The sequence below is a fragment of the Methylobacterium sp. 001424705 genome (assembly GCF_059816145.1).
Map to the genome: position 1 here is coordinate 95,237 of NZ_JCBANU010000011.1, position 18,751 is coordinate 113,987.

At 68.5% G+C, this 18,751-nt stretch carries 21 protein-coding genes and 1 other RNA gene; 9 read left to right on the forward strand and 13 right to left on the reverse strand.

All coding sequences use genetic code 11. The annotated features are described in order from the left end of the window. Positions 1–136 precede the first annotated feature (136 nt). From AC6EUL_RS10615 to gap, 8 genes are all read right to left on the reverse strand, one after another. Positions 137–682 (reverse strand): adenine phosphoribosyltransferase, encoded by a 546-nt coding sequence (locus AC6EUL_RS10615; protein WP_056216903.1) that lies wholly within the window; start codon positions 680–682, stop codon positions 137–139. 53 nt (positions 683–735) lie between these two features. Beyond that, on the reverse strand, positions 736–1,530 hold the full coding sequence (locus AC6EUL_RS10620) for an inositol monophosphatase family protein (protein WP_055955245.1): 795 nt from the start codon (positions 1,528–1,530) through the stop codon (positions 736–738). Positions 1,531–1,649: 119 nt separating this feature from the next. After that, positions 1,650–2,645, reverse strand: coding sequence for a tetratricopeptide repeat protein (locus AC6EUL_RS10625; protein WP_499870058.1), 996 nt, complete (start codon positions 2,643–2,645; stop codon positions 1,650–1,652). Positions 2,646–2,671: 26 nt separating this feature from the next. Beyond that, positions 2,672–3,334: a thiamine phosphate synthase gene (locus AC6EUL_RS10630; RefSeq protein ID WP_056350495.1), complete on the reverse strand. Its 663-nt coding sequence runs from the start codon at positions 3,332–3,334 to the stop codon at positions 2,672–2,674. Between the two features lie 19 nt (positions 3,335–3,353). After that, positions 3,354–4,427, reverse strand: a complete 1,074-nt coding sequence (fba, locus tag AC6EUL_RS10635; protein WP_056216895.1) for a class II fructose-bisphosphate aldolase — start codon at positions 4,425–4,427, stop codon at positions 3,354–3,356. Positions 4,428–4,620: 193 nt separating this feature from the next. After that, positions 4,621–5,823 (reverse strand): phosphoglycerate kinase, encoded by a 1,203-nt coding sequence (locus AC6EUL_RS10640; protein ID WP_499870045.1) that lies wholly within the window; start codon positions 5,821–5,823, stop codon positions 4,621–4,623. A 35-nt stretch (positions 5,824–5,858) separates the two neighbouring features. Continuing rightward, a complete protein-coding gene (locus AC6EUL_RS10645) occupies positions 5,859–6,326 on the reverse strand; it encodes a hypothetical protein (RefSeq protein WP_499870046.1) in 468 nt (155 codons plus the stop codon). 70 nt (positions 6,327–6,396) lie between these two features. Further along, positions 6,397–7,404, reverse strand: a complete 1,008-nt coding sequence (gene gap / locus AC6EUL_RS10650) for a type I glyceraldehyde-3-phosphate dehydrogenase (protein WP_499870047.1) — start codon at positions 7,402–7,404, stop codon at positions 6,397–6,399. A gap of 425 nt (positions 7,405–7,829) precedes the next feature. Between gap and AC6EUL_RS10655 the strand changes: the two genes are divergently transcribed. The 7 genes from AC6EUL_RS10655 to AC6EUL_RS10685 all read left to right on the forward strand — a co-directional run bounded on the left by AC6EUL_RS10655 (position 7,830) and on the right by AC6EUL_RS10685 (position 12,367). Beyond that, positions 7,830–8,111, forward strand: coding sequence for a DUF4164 domain-containing protein (locus tag AC6EUL_RS10655; protein WP_082559297.1), 282 nt, complete (start codon positions 7,830–7,832; stop codon positions 8,109–8,111). Positions 8,112–8,147: 36 nt separating this feature from the next. Beyond that, positions 8,148–8,507, forward strand: coding sequence for a cell division protein ZapA (locus AC6EUL_RS10660; protein ID WP_056216876.1), 360 nt, complete (start codon positions 8,148–8,150; stop codon positions 8,505–8,507). Between the two features lie 121 nt (positions 8,508–8,628). Next, a non-coding RNA gene (ssrS, locus tag AC6EUL_RS10665) (6S RNA) lies at positions 8,629–8,786 on the forward strand. Then, a complete protein-coding gene (locus tag AC6EUL_RS10670; protein WP_056269878.1) occupies positions 8,776–9,384 on the forward strand; it encodes a 5-formyltetrahydrofolate cyclo-ligase in 609 nt (202 codons plus the stop codon). The genes ssrS and AC6EUL_RS10670 overlap by 11 nt, the downstream gene beginning before the upstream one ends. Positions 9,385–9,393: 9 nt before the next feature. Then, positions 9,394–10,215 carry a TIGR00282 family metallophosphoesterase gene (locus AC6EUL_RS10675; RefSeq protein ID WP_056216868.1) on the forward strand — a complete coding sequence of 274 codons (822 nt, stop codon included), beginning with the start codon at positions 9,394–9,396 and terminating at the stop codon, positions 10,213–10,215. A 141-nt stretch (positions 10,216–10,356) separates the two neighbouring features. After that, the gene (locus AC6EUL_RS10680; RefSeq protein WP_056350511.1) at positions 10,357–11,352 is read left to right on the forward strand and encodes a MotA/TolQ/ExbB proton channel family protein; all 996 of its coding nucleotides are present in this window, start codon (positions 10,357–10,359) and stop codon (positions 11,350–11,352) included. Position 11,353: 1 nt separating this feature from the next. After that, positions 11,354–12,367: a peptidoglycan -binding protein gene (locus AC6EUL_RS10685; RefSeq protein WP_056216859.1), complete on the forward strand. Its 1,014-nt coding sequence runs from the start codon at positions 11,354–11,356 to the stop codon at positions 12,365–12,367. Positions 12,368–12,376: 9 nt separating this feature from the next. Here the strand turns inward: AC6EUL_RS10685 and AC6EUL_RS10690 are convergent, their stop codons facing one another. The 3 genes from AC6EUL_RS10690 to AC6EUL_RS10700 are packed head-to-tail and all read right to left on the reverse strand — an operon-like array spanning position 12,377 to position 14,826. Continuing rightward, positions 12,377–12,769, reverse strand: a complete 393-nt coding sequence (locus tag AC6EUL_RS10690; protein ID WP_200917526.1) for a hypothetical protein — start codon at positions 12,767–12,769, stop codon at positions 12,377–12,379. 10 nt (positions 12,770–12,779) lie between these two features. After that, positions 12,780–14,333, reverse strand: a complete 1,554-nt coding sequence (locus AC6EUL_RS10695; RefSeq protein ID WP_499870048.1) for a S10 family peptidase — start codon at positions 14,331–14,333, stop codon at positions 12,780–12,782. 40 nt (positions 14,334–14,373) lie between these two features. Further along, on the reverse strand, positions 14,374–14,826 hold the full coding sequence (locus AC6EUL_RS10700; RefSeq protein ID WP_056269888.1) for a DNA polymerase III subunit chi: 453 nt from the start codon (positions 14,824–14,826) through the stop codon (positions 14,374–14,376). Between the two features lie 351 nt (positions 14,827–15,177). On the opposite strand from AC6EUL_RS10700, the gene AC6EUL_RS10705 reads away from it, so the two are divergent. Both AC6EUL_RS10705 and AC6EUL_RS10710 read left to right on the forward strand, forming a co-directional pair. Next, positions 15,178–16,041, forward strand: a complete 864-nt coding sequence (locus AC6EUL_RS10705; protein WP_499870049.1) for an alpha/beta fold hydrolase — start codon at positions 15,178–15,180, stop codon at positions 16,039–16,041. A gap of 169 nt (positions 16,042–16,210) precedes the next feature. Continuing rightward, positions 16,211–16,441 (forward strand): hypothetical protein, encoded by a 231-nt coding sequence (locus AC6EUL_RS10710; RefSeq protein WP_056216844.1) that lies wholly within the window; start codon positions 16,211–16,213, stop codon positions 16,439–16,441. A gap of 10 nt (positions 16,442–16,451) precedes the next feature. Here AC6EUL_RS10710 and AC6EUL_RS10715 read toward each other — a convergent pair whose 3' ends face one another. Next, positions 16,452–16,754 (reverse strand): hypothetical protein, encoded by a 303-nt coding sequence (locus AC6EUL_RS10715; protein ID WP_056216841.1) that lies wholly within the window; start codon positions 16,752–16,754, stop codon positions 16,452–16,454. Between the two features lie 236 nt (positions 16,755–16,990). Continuing rightward, positions 16,991–18,619 carry a CTP synthase gene (gene pyrG, locus AC6EUL_RS10720; RefSeq protein WP_056216838.1) on the reverse strand — a complete coding sequence of 543 codons (1,629 nt, stop codon included), beginning with the start codon at positions 18,617–18,619 and terminating at the stop codon, positions 16,991–16,993. Between the last annotated feature and the right edge of the window lie 132 nt (positions 18,620–18,751).

Genomic DNA, 18,751 nt, shown 5'->3' on the forward strand with positions numbered 1-18,751 from the left:
CTCCGCGCGCCTTTTTCTTCTCCGGAGAGAGAGGCTGCCTGCCGACGGCTGACGCTGGGTCAAGGTGGGTGAGGGGTCAGGATAGGTCCCGTACCCTCACCCACCTGCCCCGCGCGTGTCTCCGAAGGGGCGAAGGTCAGTGGCCGTCGAATTCCATCAAGGTCCGGACCGGTACATCGAGGTCGCGCAGCTTCTGCGCGCCGCCGATTTCCGGCAGATCGATGACGAAGCAAGCTGCCACCACTTCGGCGCCGATCCGACGCAGCAGGTTCACCGCGGCACAGGCCGTCCCCCCGGTGGCGATCAGGTCATCCACCAGAAGCACCCGGTCGCCCGGCTTGATGGCATCAACGTGGATTTCCATCTCGTCCGTGCCGTACTCTAGGGCGTAGGCGATCGATACCGTCGTGTGCGGAAGCTTGCCCTTCTTGCGGATTGGAACGAAGCCGGACGAGAGCTGGTGTGCCACCGCGCCGCCTAGGATGAATCCACGCGCCTCAATGCCTGCCACCTGATCGATGCGTCCCCCCGCGTACGGATGTACCAGCGCGTCAACCGCCCGGCGGAACGCGCGCGGGTCGCTGAGAAGCGTGGTGATGTCGCGAAACACGATGCCGGGCTTCGGGTAATCCGGGATGGACCGGATCGAGTCCTTCAACGCGATGTGGCGGCGGGTTTCCATGGGGGAGCCCTTGTCGAGGAGAGTGGAGGCGAGGAAGCACGCGAGGGCGCCCCTCAGGCATTGGCGCGGCGCAGGAGCTTCACGAGCTCACCGTGCAGAATCTCATTGCCGCAAGCGACCGAGCGGGCTGCCAGGGGCTCGGCACCCCCATCGGCGCTGGTGACGAAGCCACCGGCTTCGCGCACCAGAATGATCCCCGCGGCGATATCCCAGGTTTGCAGATCGCGCTCCCAGTACAGGTCCGAGCGGCCGCAGGCGACGTAGGCGAGATCCAGGGCGGCGGAGCCAAAGCGGCGGGCGCCCCCGGTCACGGCCATCACGGCGGCGACTTCCCGCAGGAGCTTCGGATGATCGCCGCGGCCGAGATAGGGTGATCCGTAGGCGACCAGGGCATCGGCCATGTCGGTGCGCCCGGAGACGCGCAGGCGACGGTTGTTGAGATAGGCACCCTTGCCGCGCTCGGCCACGAACAGTTCATCCTTGGCCGGATCGTAGATCACGCCGGCGACGATCTGCCCCTCACGCTCCAGCCCGACGGAAATCGCGAAGTGCGGGATGCCATGAAGAAAGTTCGTAGTCCCGTCGAGGGGGTCGACGTGCCAGGTGTGGCTCTTGTCTGCGCCCTCAACGTTGCCGGATTCTTCCAAGATGAGCCCGTAGCCCGGACGTGCCTTCATCAGGGCATCCTTCAAGACTTCCTCGGCCTTGCGGTCGGCGGCTGAGACGAAGTTTCCGGGGCCTTTGCGAGAGACCTGTAAATTTTCGATCTCGCCGTAGTCGCGCTTGAGACCGCGGGCCGCCTTGCGCACGGCGTCGACCATGACGGTCATGAGAGGTGAGCTGATCATCGATCTTCAGGTCCAGGCCGATTCAAATAACGTCGATTCACTTAACATTCGGCGCGGCCATAGCACGTTTGCGCGCCGGCTCACCCCTATCGAAAGCGGGTCTGCCCCACGGGACGCAGCTAATTGACCTTCGCGCGATCCGCGGCCAGCGCTTCAGCGCGCTGTCGCTCGGCTGGCTCCAGGCCCTTTAGGTTCTCGTCGAGCCAGCCGTCGGACAAACCCTGTGCGGATGCCGCGAGATTCCAGGCTGCCGCCTCGACCAGATTCTTCTGAACGCCGCGCCCGACCACGAACAGCCGCGCGATCCGGTTCTGCGCGATGGCATTGCCGCGGGCAGCGGCATGCTGGAAGTAGCGCGCCGCACGGGTCTCGTCCTTCGGGAGGCCCGTCCCGTTGAAGAGAAGGATGGCGAATTCGACCTCGCCGGCCAGATCACCGTTATCCGCCGCACGCCGAAACCATTCGGCGGCCTGGGTCGGATCCTTCTGCACACCGCGCCCCTGCAGGTAGAGGACGCCGAGATCGTGCTGGGCCGCGCCGATCTCCCCGTCCGCCGCCTTGCGGAACAGGGTGGCGGCCCGGGCCTGATCCGGCTCGGAGCCCGTCCCGAGGAGAATCAAGGCGAGATTGTAGGCTGCCGTCGTGTCACCGTTCCCGGCGGCCTTCTCGAGCCATTGTCGGCCGGCCTTCATGTCCTTGGCGCCGCCCCGCCCGTCGATCGACATCAGGCCCAGCGACGCCATTGCGTGCACGTCGCCCTGGGCCGCCGCGAGTCGGTACCACTCCGCCGCCTTGACCGGATCCTGCTTGATGCCGAGGCCCTGATTGTAAAGCTCACCCAGCAGCGTCATCGCCGCCGCATCCTTCGGGTCAGCCGCGATCCGCTTCGTCGCCTCACGAAACGCGGTGGTGTATTGCCCGCGCTGGTAGGCGCCAAAGGCTATATCGGCTGCCTTGTCGCTGGGCTTCGCCGTGAAGGGGACCGCCCGCATGGCATTGGGCGAATAGGGAGTCGGCAATTCCTTTAGCGGGGCGGAAAAGACCTCGCGTGTCGCAGGCTTGGCCGCTTCCGGCGACAGAGACGACGCGGCCCGGACCTCGGACAGGCCGAGCATCAGAGCCAACAGGCTGAACGCCACCCTCACGCGGCCGTCTCCCCGGCGGCGGCAACCCGTGCTTGGATTCCGGCTACGTCGGCGTGCTCGCCGATCCAGAGGCCACTCTCCAGGCCAAGGAACTCCACGCCGGTCGCCAGAAGTGGACCGATCTGGTCGACAGCGTCTGCAACGGCGATGCAGGGCGTCTCGAAGATCTCGGTCCACCAACCGGCGCGATCTAGGACCGTCTCGGAGTCGGGAGACATCCCATCCGGGTAGAGGCCACCGAACATGACGTAGTCGACGCCGGCCTCGCCGGCCTCCATCGCGGCGTGCTTCTGCTCGTGACCGCCTGCCCCCAGGATTCGTCCGTCGGCCAAGCGCTCGCGCAGGTCGCGCAGGTCGCCATCCCGAGCCTTGTCGAGGTGAACACCATCGGCACCGCCGCGGGCGGAGACGCTGACGAGGTCGCCGTCGAAATGCGCGCAGGCGACGACCACGGCCGCGCCGGCCTCGTGCGCGGCCGGGGCCAGGCGCTTGACCAGATTGACCAGGCTGCGCTCGTCGACCGGGGCCAGTCTCAGGATGACGGCCGCGACGTCGCCGGCCGCACAGGCGGCCGTGATCGCCGCGCCGAGCGCGTCGGCATCACCGGCCTCGACCCGGTGGGGGCTGAGCAGGGCGAGGCGGGTGCGGGGTTCCGACATACAGGGTCCTTCCGGCGCCTCAGCTCAATGCGCCGATCTTCGGATCGAGGGAGCCGTTGGCATAACGCTTGGCCATGGTGGCCACGGAAACCGGGCGAATCTTGGAACCCTGGCCGGCGGTACCGAACTCCTCGAAGCGCTGCCTGCACAGCTTGGTCATCGCCTCCATGGCAGGCTTCAAGTACTTACGCGGATCGAACTCGGCCTTGTTCTCGGCCAGAATCTTCCGAATCTGGCCCGTCATCGCCATGCGGTTGTCCGTGTCGATGTTGATCTTGCGAACGCCATGCTTGATGCCGCGCTGGATCTCCTCGACCGGCACGCCCCAGGTCGGCTTCATCTCGCCGCCATACTGGTTGATGATGTCCTGAAGGTCCTGCGGCACCGATGAGGATCCATGCATCACGAGGTGGGTCGTGGGCAGGCGGCGGTGGATCTCCTCGATGACGTTCATCGCCAGGACGTCGCCGTCGGGCTTGCGGGTAAACTTGTAGGCGCCGTGCGAGGTGCCCATGGCGACCGCGAGCGCGTCGACTTTGGTGGCCTCCACGAACTTCACGGCCTCGTCGGGATCGGTGAGGAGTTGGTCGTGGCTGAGCACGCCCTCGGCGCCGTGGCCGTCCTCGGCCTCGCCCTGGCCGCTTTCCAGGGAGCCGAGCACGCCGAGCTCGCCCTCGACCGAGACGCCGGCCCAGTGGGCCATCTTGGTGACGTTGCGGGTGATCTCGACATTGTAGTTGTAGTCGGCCGGGGTCTTGCCGTCGGCCTTCAGCGACCCGTCCATCATGACCGAGGTGAAGCCGTACTGGATCGCCGTGGCGCAGGTGGCCTCGTCACTGCCGTGGTCTAGGTGCATGCAGACGGGAATATGGGGATAGATCTCCACGAGGCCGTCGATAAGCTTGGCCAACACGATGTCGTTTGCATAGGCGCGCGCGCCCTTGCTCGCCTGCAGGATTACCGGGGAGTCGGTCGCATCCGCCGCCGCCATGATGGCGAGGCCCTGCTCCATGTTGTTGAGATTAAACGCCGGCACGCCGTATTCATGCTCGGCGGCATGGTCCAGGAGTTGCCTCAGGGTGATGCGGGCCATGGGTTTCTCCTCAGATACGATCGCCGCCGAGGCGATCCGCCAATCGTCGCGCCAGAAAACGCGAGCCTTCCGAATTCGTTCGTCATTTCGGACCTTTGCGGATCCGTTGCAACTCTCGCAGGACAGCATTCCGGGGACGCCGCGTTGCGTGACGGAGACTGTCATCCCGCAAAAGACCGCGTCGCGGATGCGATCAGCCCTTGGCCCGCAGGGCCTCGACACCGGGCAGTTCCTTGCCCTCGAGCCACTCGAGGAAGGCGCCGCCCGCGGTAGACACGTAGGAGAAGGTCTCGCCCACGCCCGCATGGTTGAGCGCCGCGACCGTGTCGCCGCCGCCGGCCACCGAGACGAGTTTGCCGGCTTGGGTCCGCTCGGCCGCGTGCCGGGCGGTCGCTACGGTGGCGGCATCGAACGGGGTCAGCTCGAAGGCCCCCAGCGGGCCATTCCAGACCAGGGTGGCAGCCTCGTCGATGGCCGCGTTGATCTCAGCCACTGAGGCGGGACCGGCATCGAGGATCATGCCGGTCTCCGGCACGACGTCGACCGGGATCGTCTCGTGCGCAGCGTTGGCCTTGAACTCGGAGGCCGAGACCGCGTCGACCGGCAGGATGATCCGGCACTTGGCCGCCTTGGCCGCCTCGACGATGCGCAGGGCGGTGTCGGCGAGATCCTTCTCGCAAAGCGACTTGCCGACTGCCTTACCCTGCGCGTGCAAGAAGGTGTTGGCCATACCGCCGCCGATAACGAGCATGTCGACTTTCGCCACGAGGTTCTGGAGAAGGTCGATCTTGGAGGAGACCTTGGCACCGCCGACGAGGGCGATGACCGGGCGGGTCGGGGCTTCGAGCCCCTTGGTCAGAGCGTCGAGCTCCGCCTGCATCAGGCGACCCGCATAGGCCGGCAGCAGATGGGCCAAGCCCTCGGTGGAGGCGTGTGCGCGATGCGCAGCCGAGAAGGCCTCGTTGACGTAGAGGTCGCCATTGGTAGCGAGCTGCTCGGCGAAGGCCCGGTCGTTCTGTTCCTCTCCGGCATGGAAGCGGGTGTTTTCGAGGAGGGCGACGTCCCCGTCCTGCAGGCGCGCGACAGCGTCCGCCGCCGCCGAGCCCACGCAATCCTCCGCGAAGGCGACGGGACGGCCGAGCTTTCGGCTCAAGGTTTCGACTACGGGCTTCAGCGATTCTGCGGCGACGGGCTTGCCCTTCGGGCGTCCGAAATGGGCCAGCAGCACGACGCGACCGCCCTTGCCGGCGATCTCGTTGATGGTCGGCACGATCCGCTCGATGCGGGTGGCGTCGGTGACACGCCCACCCTCCATCGGCACGTTCAGGTCCACGCGCAGGAGCACGCGCTTGCCCTGGAGCGGGCCGGCATCGTCGAGGGTGCGAAAAGCGGTCATCGGGGCCTTGACATTAGACGGGCGGGACGAGGCGATCAGCGCGGGGGCAGCATCGCATCCAGGTGGAAGCGCTGAGCCGCGATGGTCAGCGCGACCGTGAGAACGGCGGTGATGATGGCGGTGAGCACGAGTGCGCCGGAGCCGGGCAGGCCGCGTGTGCGGTCCGCGATGGCGCGGACCTCGCTTCGCAGGGCGGAGAGATCGCTCTGGCGGGCCGCCTCGTTCATGCGGCCGGCGGCGCCCTCGACCTTCTCTTCCACGCGCGACAGCAACGCCTCGGAGCGGGCGTACTTGTCCTCGATCCGTGAGCACTTGTCCTCGATCCGGGCGAGCTGATCGCTCCCCGGAGTACTGCCGAACGACGGCAGGGGCTCCGCCTTCCCGACCACCACGGAGGGTGCGGTGGTCGGAGCGGCCGGGGTTGCCGCCGGCGCGGACGCCGGGGGCGGGAGCGCTGAGGAGCCTGGAATGAAGCCGCGTTCGGAGGGGGAAGTCTCTGTCATGTCAAGCACACCATTCTGGTCTCGCGTCGTCCTCGGGAACGTTCGATCCGTCAGGATACGGCGATGCGGCTCAGAGAAGCTTGCCCATGGCCACGGCCGTGTCGGCCATCCGGTTCGAGAAGCCCCATTCGTTGTCGTACCAGGACAGGATGCGCACGAAGGTGCCGTCCATGACCTTGGTCTGATCGAGGTGGAAGGTCGACGAGTGAGGATCGTGATTGAAGTCGATCGAGACGTTCGGCTGGTCGGTGTAGGCCAGCACGCCCTTCAGCGGGCCGTCCGCAGCGGCTCGGATCGCGGTGTTGATCTCTTCGATCGTGGTCTGGCGCTTTGCGGTGAACACGAGGTCGACGGCCGAGACGTTCGGGGTCGGCACGCGGATCGAGGTGCCGTCGAGCTTGCCCTTAAGTTCCGGCAGCACGAGGCCGATAGCCTTCGCGGCGCCGGTCGAGGTCGGGATCATCGAGAGCGCCGCGGCACGGGCCCGATAGAGGTCCTTGTGCATCTGATCCAGCGACGGCTGGTCGTTCGTATACGAGTGGATCGTCGTCATGAAGCCGCGCTCGATCCCGACGAGATCATTGAGCACCTTGGCCACCGGGACGAGACAGTTGGTGGTGCAGGACGCATTCGAGATGACGAGATGGTCGGCGGTCAGTTTGTCGTGGTTGACGCCGTAGACCACGGTCAGGTCGGCGCCGTCGGCGGGCGCCGAGACGATAACGCGCTTGGCTCCGGCATCGAGGTGCGCCTTTGCCTTGTCCTTCGAGGTGAAGATGCCCGTGCACTCGAGGGCAATATCGACGCCGAGCTCGCGGTGTGGCAGCTCGGCCGGGTTACGCACGGCCGTGACCTTGATGCGCTTGCCGTCGACGACGATGAAGTCGCCGTCGACCTCGACCTTGGCGGTGAACCGGCCGTGAATCGAATCGAAGCGAAGCAGGTGGGCATTGGTCTCGACGGGGCCGAGATCGTTGATCGCCACCACCTCGATGTCCTGGCGGCCGGCCTCATGGATGGCGCGCAGAACGTTGCGGCCGATGCGTCCGAACCCGTTGATGGCAACCTTCACCGACACGGCGTGAGTCCTTCCCATAATCGGGCGCCGGCCACGCAGCACCCTCCAGCCATTTGATCGTCGCGGCTCGCCCGAACGGCAGGCCTCGATCCGTCGCCCGCTCTGTGCGAGTCCCGATTGAACGACAGATGAACTGCCGCGCAGGCTCGGGCGCGCGATCGCAGCCGAAGACCGAGGTAGCGCGCGGCAAGACGAACCCAGGGTGGCTGACAGGTCCCCGCCCTCTCCCCTGAGTGAGTCGCGTGCTGCCGTATAGCCGGTCTGCGAGCGGCCGGTCTCTAACATGGTGACAAATCGAGGCAAAGGTTACATGGCGCGGCGCAGGGGGTGGAAAACCGTTTCCCGGTGGATACCGTACAGGTGTCCGGGCATGGCGCGAACGACTTCGTCCGATAGCAGCAGGTAGAAGAGAAGGGCATTCCTCCGTGAGCCAGACCATCGATCTGGCGCTGCAGCGTCTTGAAGCCGTGCTCTCACGGCTGGAGGGCGCGGTCGCGCAACGTTTCGAGGCCGAGCGCGACCCCAGCGACCTGGAAACCGAGCTCGCGATCATGGGCGAGGACCGGGCGAGGCTCGCCGCCGAACTCGATGCGGCCAGCGCGCGCCTCGCGGAGGTCGAGGCGACTTCGGCCGATGTCGACCATCGCCTCGGACGAGCGATCGACGCCGTCGAGGGCGTGCTGACACAGGCCCGCGCCCTCCGCTAAGTTTGAAATCGCAACGCTCCAGTGACCCGACGCCCGATGCCCCAGATCAACGTCACCATCGACAGCAAGAATTACCGGATGGCGTGTGCCGACGGCGAGGAGGCGCACCTGACCGCCCTCGCGGAAGGGCTCGATGGACGGATCAGCGAAATGCGCCGGACCTTCGGCGAGATCGGCGACATGCGCCTCCACGTGATGGCAGCCTTGATGCAGGCAGATGAATTGCAGGAGGTACAGGGACGTCTCGCCGCGCTGGAGCAGGAAGCCGCCGCTCTCAGGGAGACAGTGGAATCGGCCGAAGCGGTCCGGGCGGCCGAGGAAGAGCGGCTTGCCGAGGAGCTCGTGCGCTGTGCCGAGCGGGTCGAGCGCCTGGCGCACGTCATTTCGGCCGGCTAACGATCTCGAGCGCCGGAATGTTGGGCGGCGACTCGTCTCAGCGCCGATCTCGCCCATGAATTCTGCGAGTCGAACCAGCGCCCCCCTGGCGCGGGCCGCAGGCCGACGCTACATGGGAATGGCGGGGCTGCCGGGTCCGTCAGGAGAACTTTTCCCCGGGGCCTTATCGACTCCCCAGGGAGCTGTCCCTGGCCTTGTCCCTGGACTTGGCCAACACGGCGCCCACCTACATTGTAGGTTTCCCGGGATCGACACTCCAACGGCTCACGTGGCTCCGCACTCAGATCTTTCTCCCTCCGAAACATCCGTTCCCGCCCGCAAGGCGGCCCTGCGCAACGAGGCTCTGGCCCGCCGCGACGCTCTCCGAAAGGAGGATCGCCGCATCGGTTCGCTGCAGATTGCCGAGACGGTCATGACCATCGAGGCGCTCGCCAAGGTCGAGATCGTCGGGGCCTTCTGGCCCATCCGCAGTGAGGTCGATCCACGCCCCCTCGCCCGCCTCCTGTTCGCGCGTGGCCAGCGCATCGCCCTGCCGAAGGTCACGCCCAACGGATTGGTGTTCCGGGAATGGCGCGAGGGTGAGGCTCTCGTCGCCGGTCGCTTCGGGCTCAGCGAACCGCACGACGATCTGCCGCCCCTCGATCCCACCGCGCTCCTCGTGCCGCTGGCGGCCTATGACCGGCGTGGTCATCGCATCGGCTATGGACGCGGCTACTACGACCAAGCCATTGAGCGCCTTTCGCGAAACGGTCCCGTGCTCACCATCGGGATCGCCTTCTCGGTCCAGGCCGTGGACACGGTTCCTTCCGAGCCGCACGACCAGCCCCTCGATCATCTCGTTACCGAAGCGGGGCCGGTCCCGCTGATACGGACCTGACGTCCCGCGATGCGCATTCTCTTCCTCGGCGACGTGGTGGGCCGCCCCGGCCGGACCGTCATCTCGGACCGCCTGCCGTCCCTTCGTGAGCGCTGGCGCCTCGACTGCGTGGTTATCAACGGCGAGAACGCCGCCGGCGGATTCGGCCTGACGGAAGCGATCTGCGACGAGCTCCTCCAGGCGGGGGCCGACGCGGTGACGCTCGGCAACCATTCCTTCGATCAGCGCGAGGCCCTCGTCTTCATCCAGCGGCAGACCCGTTTGGTCCGTCCGGCCAACTATCCACCGGGCACGCCGGGCCGCGGGGCCACCGTGGTCGAGACCCGCAAGGGCGCCCGCGTGCTCATCCTGAACGTTATGGGCCGGCTCTACATGGATGCCCTTGACGATCCCTTCGCCTCGGCCGAGCGGGAGCTCTCCGTCTGTCCCTTGGGCGCCGTGGCGGATGCCGTCATCGTCGACGTGCATGCCGAGGCCACGAGCGAGAAACAGGCCTTCGGTCATTTCCTCGACGGCCGGGCCAGCCTGGTCGTGGGCACCCACACCCACACCCCGACCTCGGATCACAGGATCCTGCCCGGCGGCACCGCCTATCTCTCGGATGCCGGCATGTGCGGCGACTACGATTCGATCCTCGGCATGCAGAAGGACGAGCCTCTGCGCCGGTTCCTGCAGAAGACGCCCGGTACCCGCCTGGAGGCGGCCCAGGGCGAAGGGACGCTTTGCGGCATCGCGGTAGAGACCGACGATGCGACGGGCCTCGCCAAGAGCGTGGCCGCGGTGCGCCTCGGCCCCCATCTGGAGGAGACTTGGCCCCGGGCGTGGGATTAGCCGGCGCAACGGAGCGCCCATCCACGGAACCAGATCACGCGCGACTTGATCGGCGCCGAACCACCCTGCAATGTGCCGGCGCGTTCGCCCCGCTCGCTCCCCGCGGGCCGACAGTTCCGCGTTGAGAGTGTGCCCGAGCCGATGGCGACCCCCCCCGCACCCGCGACGATCGCCAAGCCGGGCATCTACCTCGTCCGGATGCTGGTCTTCCTGATCCTGGTCGGCTTCCTCGCCTTCGTCCTGTTCCGCCAGATCACGCCGGCCTTCCTTGCCAATCCCGGCCTCAACGGGCTCATCCTCGGGGTCCTGCTCATCGCGGTTCTGCTGGCCTTCGGTCAGGTGGTGCGGCTCTATCGGGAGGTGAGCTACGTGAACGCCGTGGCGGCGGGGGAGAGCCCGAGCCGGCCGCCGCCCCTGATGGCGCCCCTGGCCCCCGCCATCGCCGCCCGGCCCGACGGGATCACCCTGTCGACCAGCCGCGCCTTCCTCGACACGGCGGCTGCGCGGCTCGACGAGGGCCGGGAAATCCTGCGCTACGTCTCGGGCCTTCTGATCCTGCTCGGCCTTCTCGGAACGTTCTGGGGCCTGATCGACACGCTGAGCGCGGTCGGGTCGGTGATCAAGACCATGCGGGGCGGCGGCGAGGCCGCGGCGATGTTCGACGAGCTGAAGAACGGCCTCGCGGTTCCACTCTCCGGCATCGGCCTCGCCTTCTCGGCCTCCCTGTTCGGCCTCGCGAGCTCGCTGATCATCGGCTTCCTCGACCTGCAGGCCGGGCAGGCGCATGCGCGCTTCCACAACGAATTGGAGGACTGGCTCCTCTCCGGCGAAATACCGCAGGGTCGTGTCGAGGTCGCGGCCCCGACAAAGGCGCAACCCGCGCCACTCCCGGTACAGGATCCCGCCAGCGCCCGCGAACTGAAGGAGGCGGTGGACCGCCTGACCGCCGTGGTGGCGGAGGGCGCCAACGGGCGCGTCGCCACCCAGGCCATGACGAATCTCGCGGAAGGCATCCAGGGGCTCGTGCAGCACATGCGGGCCGAGCAGCAGATGATTCGCGACTGGGTCGAGGCCCAGGCGACCCGCGAGCGCGAGCTGAAGCAGGTGCTGGAGCGCCTGGGCCGCGAGCGGAGCTGACATGGCCTCCACGCGCGGTCGCCGCGACCGGAGCCTCAACGTCTGGCCGGGCTACGTCGACGCCCTGGCGACGCTGCTGCTGGCGGTCGTGTTCCTGCTCACGATCTTCGTGGTCGGCCAGTTCTTCCTCTCCCAGGAGATCAGCGGCCGGGACTCGGTGCTGACCCGGCTCAATCGCCAGATCGCCGACCTGACGGACCTGCTGGCCCTGGAGCGCTCGACCCGGAAGACGCAGGAGGAGCAGGCCTCGTCCCTGCGCAACACCCTCCTCGGAGCGCAGGCCGACCGCGATCGCCTCAGGGCGCAGGCCGAAGCGTCGCAGGGCTCGGCCGGTCGCCAGGGCGAGGTCGACAAGCAACTGGCGGCCGAGCGCGCCAACACCGCCCGCGCCGCCGCGCAGATCGATCTCCTGAACGAGCAGATCGCGGCGATGCGGCGCCAGCTCGCCGCCCTCGAGGATGCGCTCGCGGCCTCCGAGAACCGCGACCGCGAGAGCCAGGCCCGCATCGCCGACCTCGGCAGCCGCCTCAACGTGGCCCTGGCCCAGAAGGTGCAGGAACTCGCGCGCTATCGCTCGGACTTCTTCGGCCGCCTGCGCCAGATCCTCGGCAACCGCCCGGACATCCGCATCGTCGGCGACCGCTTCGTCCTGCAATCCGAGGTGCTGTTCCCGGCGGGCTCCGCCAGCCTCAAGGCGGAGGCCGGCCCCGAACTCGACCGCATCGCCGGCGCGATCCTCGACCTCGCCAAGCAGATCCCGGCCGACATTCCCTGGGTGCTGCGCATCGACGGCCACACCGATGCGCGGCCGATCGCCAGCGCCCAGTTTCCCTCGAACTGGGCCCTGTCGGCGGCCCGCGCCATCGCGGTCGTGCAGGCCATGGTCGCGAAGGGCATCCCGCCCCAGCACCTCCTGGCCGCCGCCTTCGGCGAGTTCCAGCCCCTCGAGGCCGGGACCACCGAGGAGGCCTATGCCCGCAACCGGCGCATCGAGATGAAGCTCACGGAGCGCTGAGCCGGTCGCTCACTTGACGATGCGGTCGAGCCGGTTGTTGACGAAGAAGTACAGCTCCTTCGCGCCGGGCTCGTTGTAGAGCACCTGCACCTCGCGGCCGGCGCGCCCCTCCCCCACTAGCACGTCGGTGGGGGGCTTGCCCTTCAGGCGGACGAGGTCGCACTCACCGATGCCGATCTCGATCGCGGCGGCGCCCGCCGGCGCGGGCGCCGTGCAGGTGCCGTCCCCCGTCAGGACGGGTCCCTGGAAGGTCGGGGCCGGTGCGGGCTTCGGCACGGCGACGGGGAGCGGCTCGGGTGCCGGAGTCTCCGTGCGCCGGGTCTCGGTGCTGGTGCAGGCGGACAGGCCGCAGGCTGCGAGCACGGCCAGGATCAGCAGGCGCGGGTGGGTGGAAGCGGGCACGACGGGGTCCTCAGCGCTGCGCGGGGCCCCGCGCGCTGAGCGCGGCCGCGTAGAGAGCCGCCGCGTCCCGATGGAACGCGGCGCGCGAATCCGGTCGGGAATAGAACATGTGCCCGCCCGGGTACACGGCGAGATCGAGACGCCCGCCGCCATAGGCCGGCATCTGGTCGATCAGGAGCTTCGATGCGAAATACGGCGTGACCAGGTCGGTATACCCGTGGGCGACCAGCACCCGCATGTTGCCGTCGAGGGACAGCACGCCGCGCAGGGCGCCGAGGGATTCGGGCGCCGAGCGACCGCCGCCCCAGGTCCAGCCCCGGTTCACCGCCCCGTTGAGGAGTTCGTAGCGCAGATCCGGCACCCGGTAGTTCAGCGTGTCGGTGTAGAGCGCGATCATCGCGCTGGTCAGCGGCGCCTGGAGCGCGGTGAGCAGGGGGTCCTCGAAGCCCGAATGGACGGCATTCGGGTCCGGGTCCCATCCGGTCACGCCCGTATCGTAGGCGCTGGCAACCCGGCCGGTGTCGCGGCCGATCTCGCGCTGGACGCTCTGGCCGGAGAGACGCCCGGCCTGGCGCCGCACGAAGCTCGGGTCGAGCCCGGTCAGGGCGCCGACCCGGTCGCCGAGTCGTGCCACGGCGGCGCTGTCGGACGGCCCCTTCAGGAGATCGGCAAGGTAGGGTCCGGTGGCGTAGGCCTCTGCGTCGGCCATGGTCTCGCGCGACGGGATGCCGCCCGCCCGCTCGATGGCGGCGGCGGCGAAGGACGGCAGCTTGATCACGTGGCCCCAGGGGGTCGTGCGCGGTGCCTGCAGCCAGGCGAAATCGAGCACCGGCGAGAGCAGAACCATGCCCGACAGGCCGATGCCGATCTCCTCCTGGAGCTTCGCCGCGATCAACGGCCCGCGGAAGCCGCCATAGCTCTCGCCGACGTAGAACTTCGGCGCCGCCATGCGGTCGTTGGTGCGGAGCCAGCGGGCGATGGCCGAGGCCAGCACGGACGCATCGGCGTCGATGCTCCAGTAGCGCTTGGCATCTCCGTCGGCCGCGCGGCTGTAGCCGGTGCCGACGGGGTCGAGGAACACGAGGTCGGTGAAGTCGAGCCAGGTTCCGTCGTTCGGCACGAGTCCGATCGGCGACGACGGGCTGATGCTGGCGCCCTCCACCGGCAGGCGCCAGGGTCCGATCGCACCGATGTTGAGGTAGGCGGAGGCGGCGCCCGGCCCGCCATTCACCGCGAAGGTCACGGGGCGCGCCGGATCGCGCGTCTTCCCAGCGCCCTGGCCGGCCAGCGTGTAGGCGATGAACGCGATCTCCGCCTGGAGCTTGCCGGCCTCGTCCACCAGCGGCAGGCTGCCGGCGCGGGCGGTGAAGGCGAGCGTGCGCCCATCCGGCAGGGTGACGCTGTGCTCGGTGACGGCGTCCGCGGGGAGCTTGCCGCCCTGGGTGGCGCGCGGCTCGGACGCTTTTCGCGCCTCGGCCGGACGCTCCGCCTGCGGGGCGGGCTGCGCCTGCAGCGGCGGGGTCGCGATCAGCAGGGCCGCGAGGCCGAAGGCGAGACGTCTCATGGCGAATCCTCTCGGCGATGGTCGGAATGCGGCAGCGACGTCAGGCCTTCTTCTGCCAACGGCCGTCGTCGTCCTGCTGCCAATAGGCGATCGTGTGTCCGGCGGCCTTCGCCTCCTTCCACTGCGCGCGGGCGCGCAGGAGGGACTCCTGGTCGGTGCCGTCGAACAGCACGCAGATGCGTGCATAGTCGGCGGCATCGGGCGGCAGGTCGGCGCCCTCCACCAGGAAGCGGATCGACGCGGCGTTCGGGTTCGCATCCTTCAGGGTCAGCACGACGGGCTGGCTGGCCGCGTCGACGTCGCGATCGGTCCCATGCGGCAGGAAGCTGTCGTCGCTGTAGGTCCAGAGCTGGTCGTCCAGGGCCTGGAGCCGCTCCTCGCTGGCCGCCTGAATGGCCGCCCGCCACTGGCGCTCCAGAGAGCGCTCCAGCAGGTTCGGGAGCACCTTTTCGAGGGGCTGGTTCTGGAGGTGATAGAACAGGATCTCGGTCACAGGCTGCAAGGTAGTCCGACGCTGCGCCAAAGCCAGCCGCATGGCCGCGCGCCGCGCCTCTTCCGGCGCGCGAATCCGCGCGTGAAAACCGCGCAGGTGCGGTCTCGGAACAGAACCGGCGGCCCTTCCGCGCGTCACCGTTCGAGGACGCGGCGAGCGATCTGCCGGAACCGTCGGGGGAAGGACCACCATGCCACACGGACATGCGCCGAACGATCGGCGCGGGGTGATGACGGGCGCCTCGCGCGGAGGGGGGCTCGCCGCGTCCGCATCCCCCGCCGGGCGGAACCGGCGTTCGTCCTGATGGAGATCGCACCCATCGCCGGCCCGGTCGGGAGGATCTCGCCCGCGGTGTCCGAGCGCCTCGTGCCACGATCGACCATCGACCTGCACGAGGGGCGTACGCTCGCCTACGCCGAAGCCGGGACCGGATCGCCCGTCGTGCTCATCCACGGGACGCTGATGTCCCTGGAAGACATGTGGCTCGGCCTGGTGCCTCACCTCGCCGAGCGGTTCCGGGTCATCGCCGTCGACCGTCCGGGCCATGGTTTCAGCCGGCGCCGGGGCGCGGCCGACGCCGAACTCTGGCGGCAGGCCGCCCTGATCCGGGAGGGCGTTCGGGCGCTCGGCCTGGAGCGGCCGATCATCGTCGGGCATTCCTTCGGTGGCGCGCTGGCGCTGGCGTACGGCCTTCGGTTTCCCGACGAGATCGCCGGTGTCGTCGCCCTGGCGCCGATCTGCTTTCCCGAGCCGCGCCTGGAACACCTGCTGTTCGGCCCTCGGGCGGTGCCGGGTGGGCGTTTCGCGTCGGACCTCCTCGGGCGCACGATGGACCCTGCGCTGCTGCCGTTCCTGTGGAACGCGATGTTTTTGCCGGCCACGATGCCGCCGGGCTACGCCGCCGCCAATCCGTTCGGGCTGGCCGGCACCGCAGACCAGTTGGTGGCCGAAGGCGAAGACGCGGCCGGCCTGATGGTCGGCCTGATTCGAAACGCGCTGGCGTATCCGGCCTGCCGGGTACCCGTCCGGATTCTCGGCGGCGATTCGGATCTCGTCGTCAGCACGCCGCGACACGGCTCTTGGGCCTCGCGGCTCATCCCGGGGGCCGCGTTCACCCTCCTGGCGGGGACCGGTCACATGCTGCACCACCAGCATCCCGAGGCCGTCCTGAACGCCGTCCGTGCCGTCGCCGGTCACGATCCCGCGCAGGGTTGATCGAATTCGCGCGCCGCACGTTTTCGCTCAGCGTTTGTCAACCGGAAGCCATTATTGCGGTGCACACGCAACCCGTCGGCGCAGCCACCGGCGCCGCACGGCTCCCATCTCCCAATCTCGCCGGATGCCCGAAGCCGGGTGCCGAGCGACCAGCCAAGGATCTCATCCCGTGAGCTTCACCGTCAGCGCGCGCGTCCTGGAGCGGTGCTTCAGTTTCCGCCACAGCTCCGTCCTGGGCGCCGTGGAGCAGGGCTGGTCGCTGATGATCGCGGGGATGACCGAGGTGCGGATCACCGACGCCTCGGGACGCGTCCACTGCCCGAACGCCCTGCATCAGCACCTGTTCGGACCGCGCGAGACGGCGCGGCCCGACTCGGATGTCATCGCGCTGGCGGCGTGAGCCGCGCGCGTCAGCGCTGAACGGTCCGCCCACCGAAGGTCGAGAACGACTCGTCGATGACGCCTTTCTGCGCGGCCTCGGCGTCGACCCGAACCTGGATCGCCCCCGTCAGCGCAGGCTCCCCCTCGGTCTCGCCCTTGCTCCGGCCGTCCTCCAGATCGCCCCCCGCCTGTTCCGTACCGGCGCTGTTGCGATCGCCCGCCGCCACAACCGTGATCGCGTTCCGGTCGATGCCGTGCTCCTGAACGAGGTGTTCCACGCTCATCTCGGCATCGCGGCGGGTTTCGAAATCGGCGGTGAAGATCGGCGGCATTCCATGACTCCCTGTGGGGCAGCGACCCCGTGTGAACAGTCAATGGAGCAACGGGGGCGACGTTCCCCAGGAGCCGGGCGCCACCGTACCCGCCCGGGCGATGCCCGGGAGGCATGGGTCTGAGCCCGGCCGGAACAGCCGTCCGTCGGCCCGACCGTCGCTCCCGCAAGCCGGGAACGACGCGTCAGGCCGCAGGCCTCTGAAGACGGTCGGTGCGCGGCCGTTCCGATACCTGGCTAGACCAGACGGCTCTGGACGATGGCGGCGCCGATGAAGCTCTTGAAGAGCGGATGCGGCTCGAACGGGCGGGACTTCAGTTCCGGATGGAACTGCACGCCGATGAACCAGGGATGCCCGACATGCTCGACGGTCTCCGGCAGGAGTCCGTCCGGCGAGAGGCCCGAGAAGCGCAGGCCCTTCGCCTCCAGGCACTCGCGATAGGCCATGTTGACCTCGTAGCGGTGGCGGTGGCGCTCGGAGATGTCGGTGGTGCCGTAGATCTCGGCGATCTTCGAATCCGGCCGCAGGCTCGCCTGATAGGCGCCGAGGCGCATGGTGCCGCCGAGGTCGCCGGCCGCGGCGCGGCGCTCGAGCTCATTGCCCTTCAGCCATTCGGTCAGGAGCCCGACCACCGGCTCGCGGGTCTCGCCGAACTCTGTCGAGTTGGCCTCCGCGACGCCGGCGAGCGCCCGGGCCGCTTCGATGACCGCCATCTGCATGCCGAAGCAGATGCCGAAATACGGGATCTTGCGCTCGCGGGCGTAACGCGCCGCGCGGATCTTGCCCTCCGCGCCGCGCTGGCCGAAGCCGCCCGGGACGAGGATGCCGTGGATGCCTTCGAGGAACGGTGCGGGATCCTCGCGCTCGAACACCTCGGCCTCGATCCACTCGAGGTTGACCTTGACCCGATGCGCGATGCCGCCGTGGGTCAGCGCCTCGGTGAGCGACTTGTAGGCGTCCTTGAGGCCCGTGTACTTGCCCACGATGGCGATGGAGACCTCGCCCTCGGGGTTCTTCACCCGCTCCGAGATCGTGCGCCAACGCGACAGGTCCGGCTCGTCCTGCGAGGGCAGGCCGAAATGCGCCAGCACCTCCCGGTCGAGACCGGCCTCGCGGTAGGAGAGCGGCACGTCGTAGATCGAGGCGACGTCGCGGGCCTCGATCACGGCGGTCTCGCGGACGTTGCAGAACAGGCCGAGCTTGCGCCGCTCGTCCGTCGGGATCGGCCGGTCGCAGCGGCAGAGCAGCATGTCGGGCTGGATGCCGATGGAGCGCAGCTCCTTCACCGAGTGCTGGGTCGGCTTGGTCTTCAGCTCCCCGGCGGAGGGGATGTAGGGCAGCAGGGTCAGGTGCACGAAGGCGGTGGCGCCGCGGGGCAGCTCCTGCCCGAGCTGCCGGATCGCCTCGAAGAACGGCAGGCCCTCGATGTCGCCGACCGTGCCGCCGATCTCGACCAGCACGAAGTCGAAGGCCTCGTTCCCCTCGAGGACGAAGTCCTTGATCGCGTTGGTCACGTGCGGGATCACCTGGATCGTCGCGCCGAGGTAATCGCCGCGCCGCTCCTTGGTGATGATGTCGAGGTAGATCCGCCCGGTGGTGATGTTGTCGGCCCGCGTCGCGGCGAGGCCGGTGAAGCGCTCGTAATGCCCGAGGTCGAGGTCGGTCTCGGCGCCGTCGTCGGTGACGAACACCTCGCCGTGCTGCGTCGGGCTCATCGTGCCCGGATCGACGTTCAAGTAAGGGTCGAGCTTGCGCAGGCGGACCTTGTAGCCCCGGGCCTGCAGCAGGGCCGCGAGCGCCGCCGATGCGAGACCCTTGCCCAGCGAGGAAACCACGCCGCCGGTGATGAATACGTACCGCGTCATGGGCCTCGGTCCATAAACAAGGGAGAACGATTCGCCAAACAACAAAAACGCCTATCCCCCGCGATACCTGCGCATGCGCGGCGAGGACGTCGTTCGATCGGCGTTGCAACGAGGAGCGGCGTCCGAGCACTT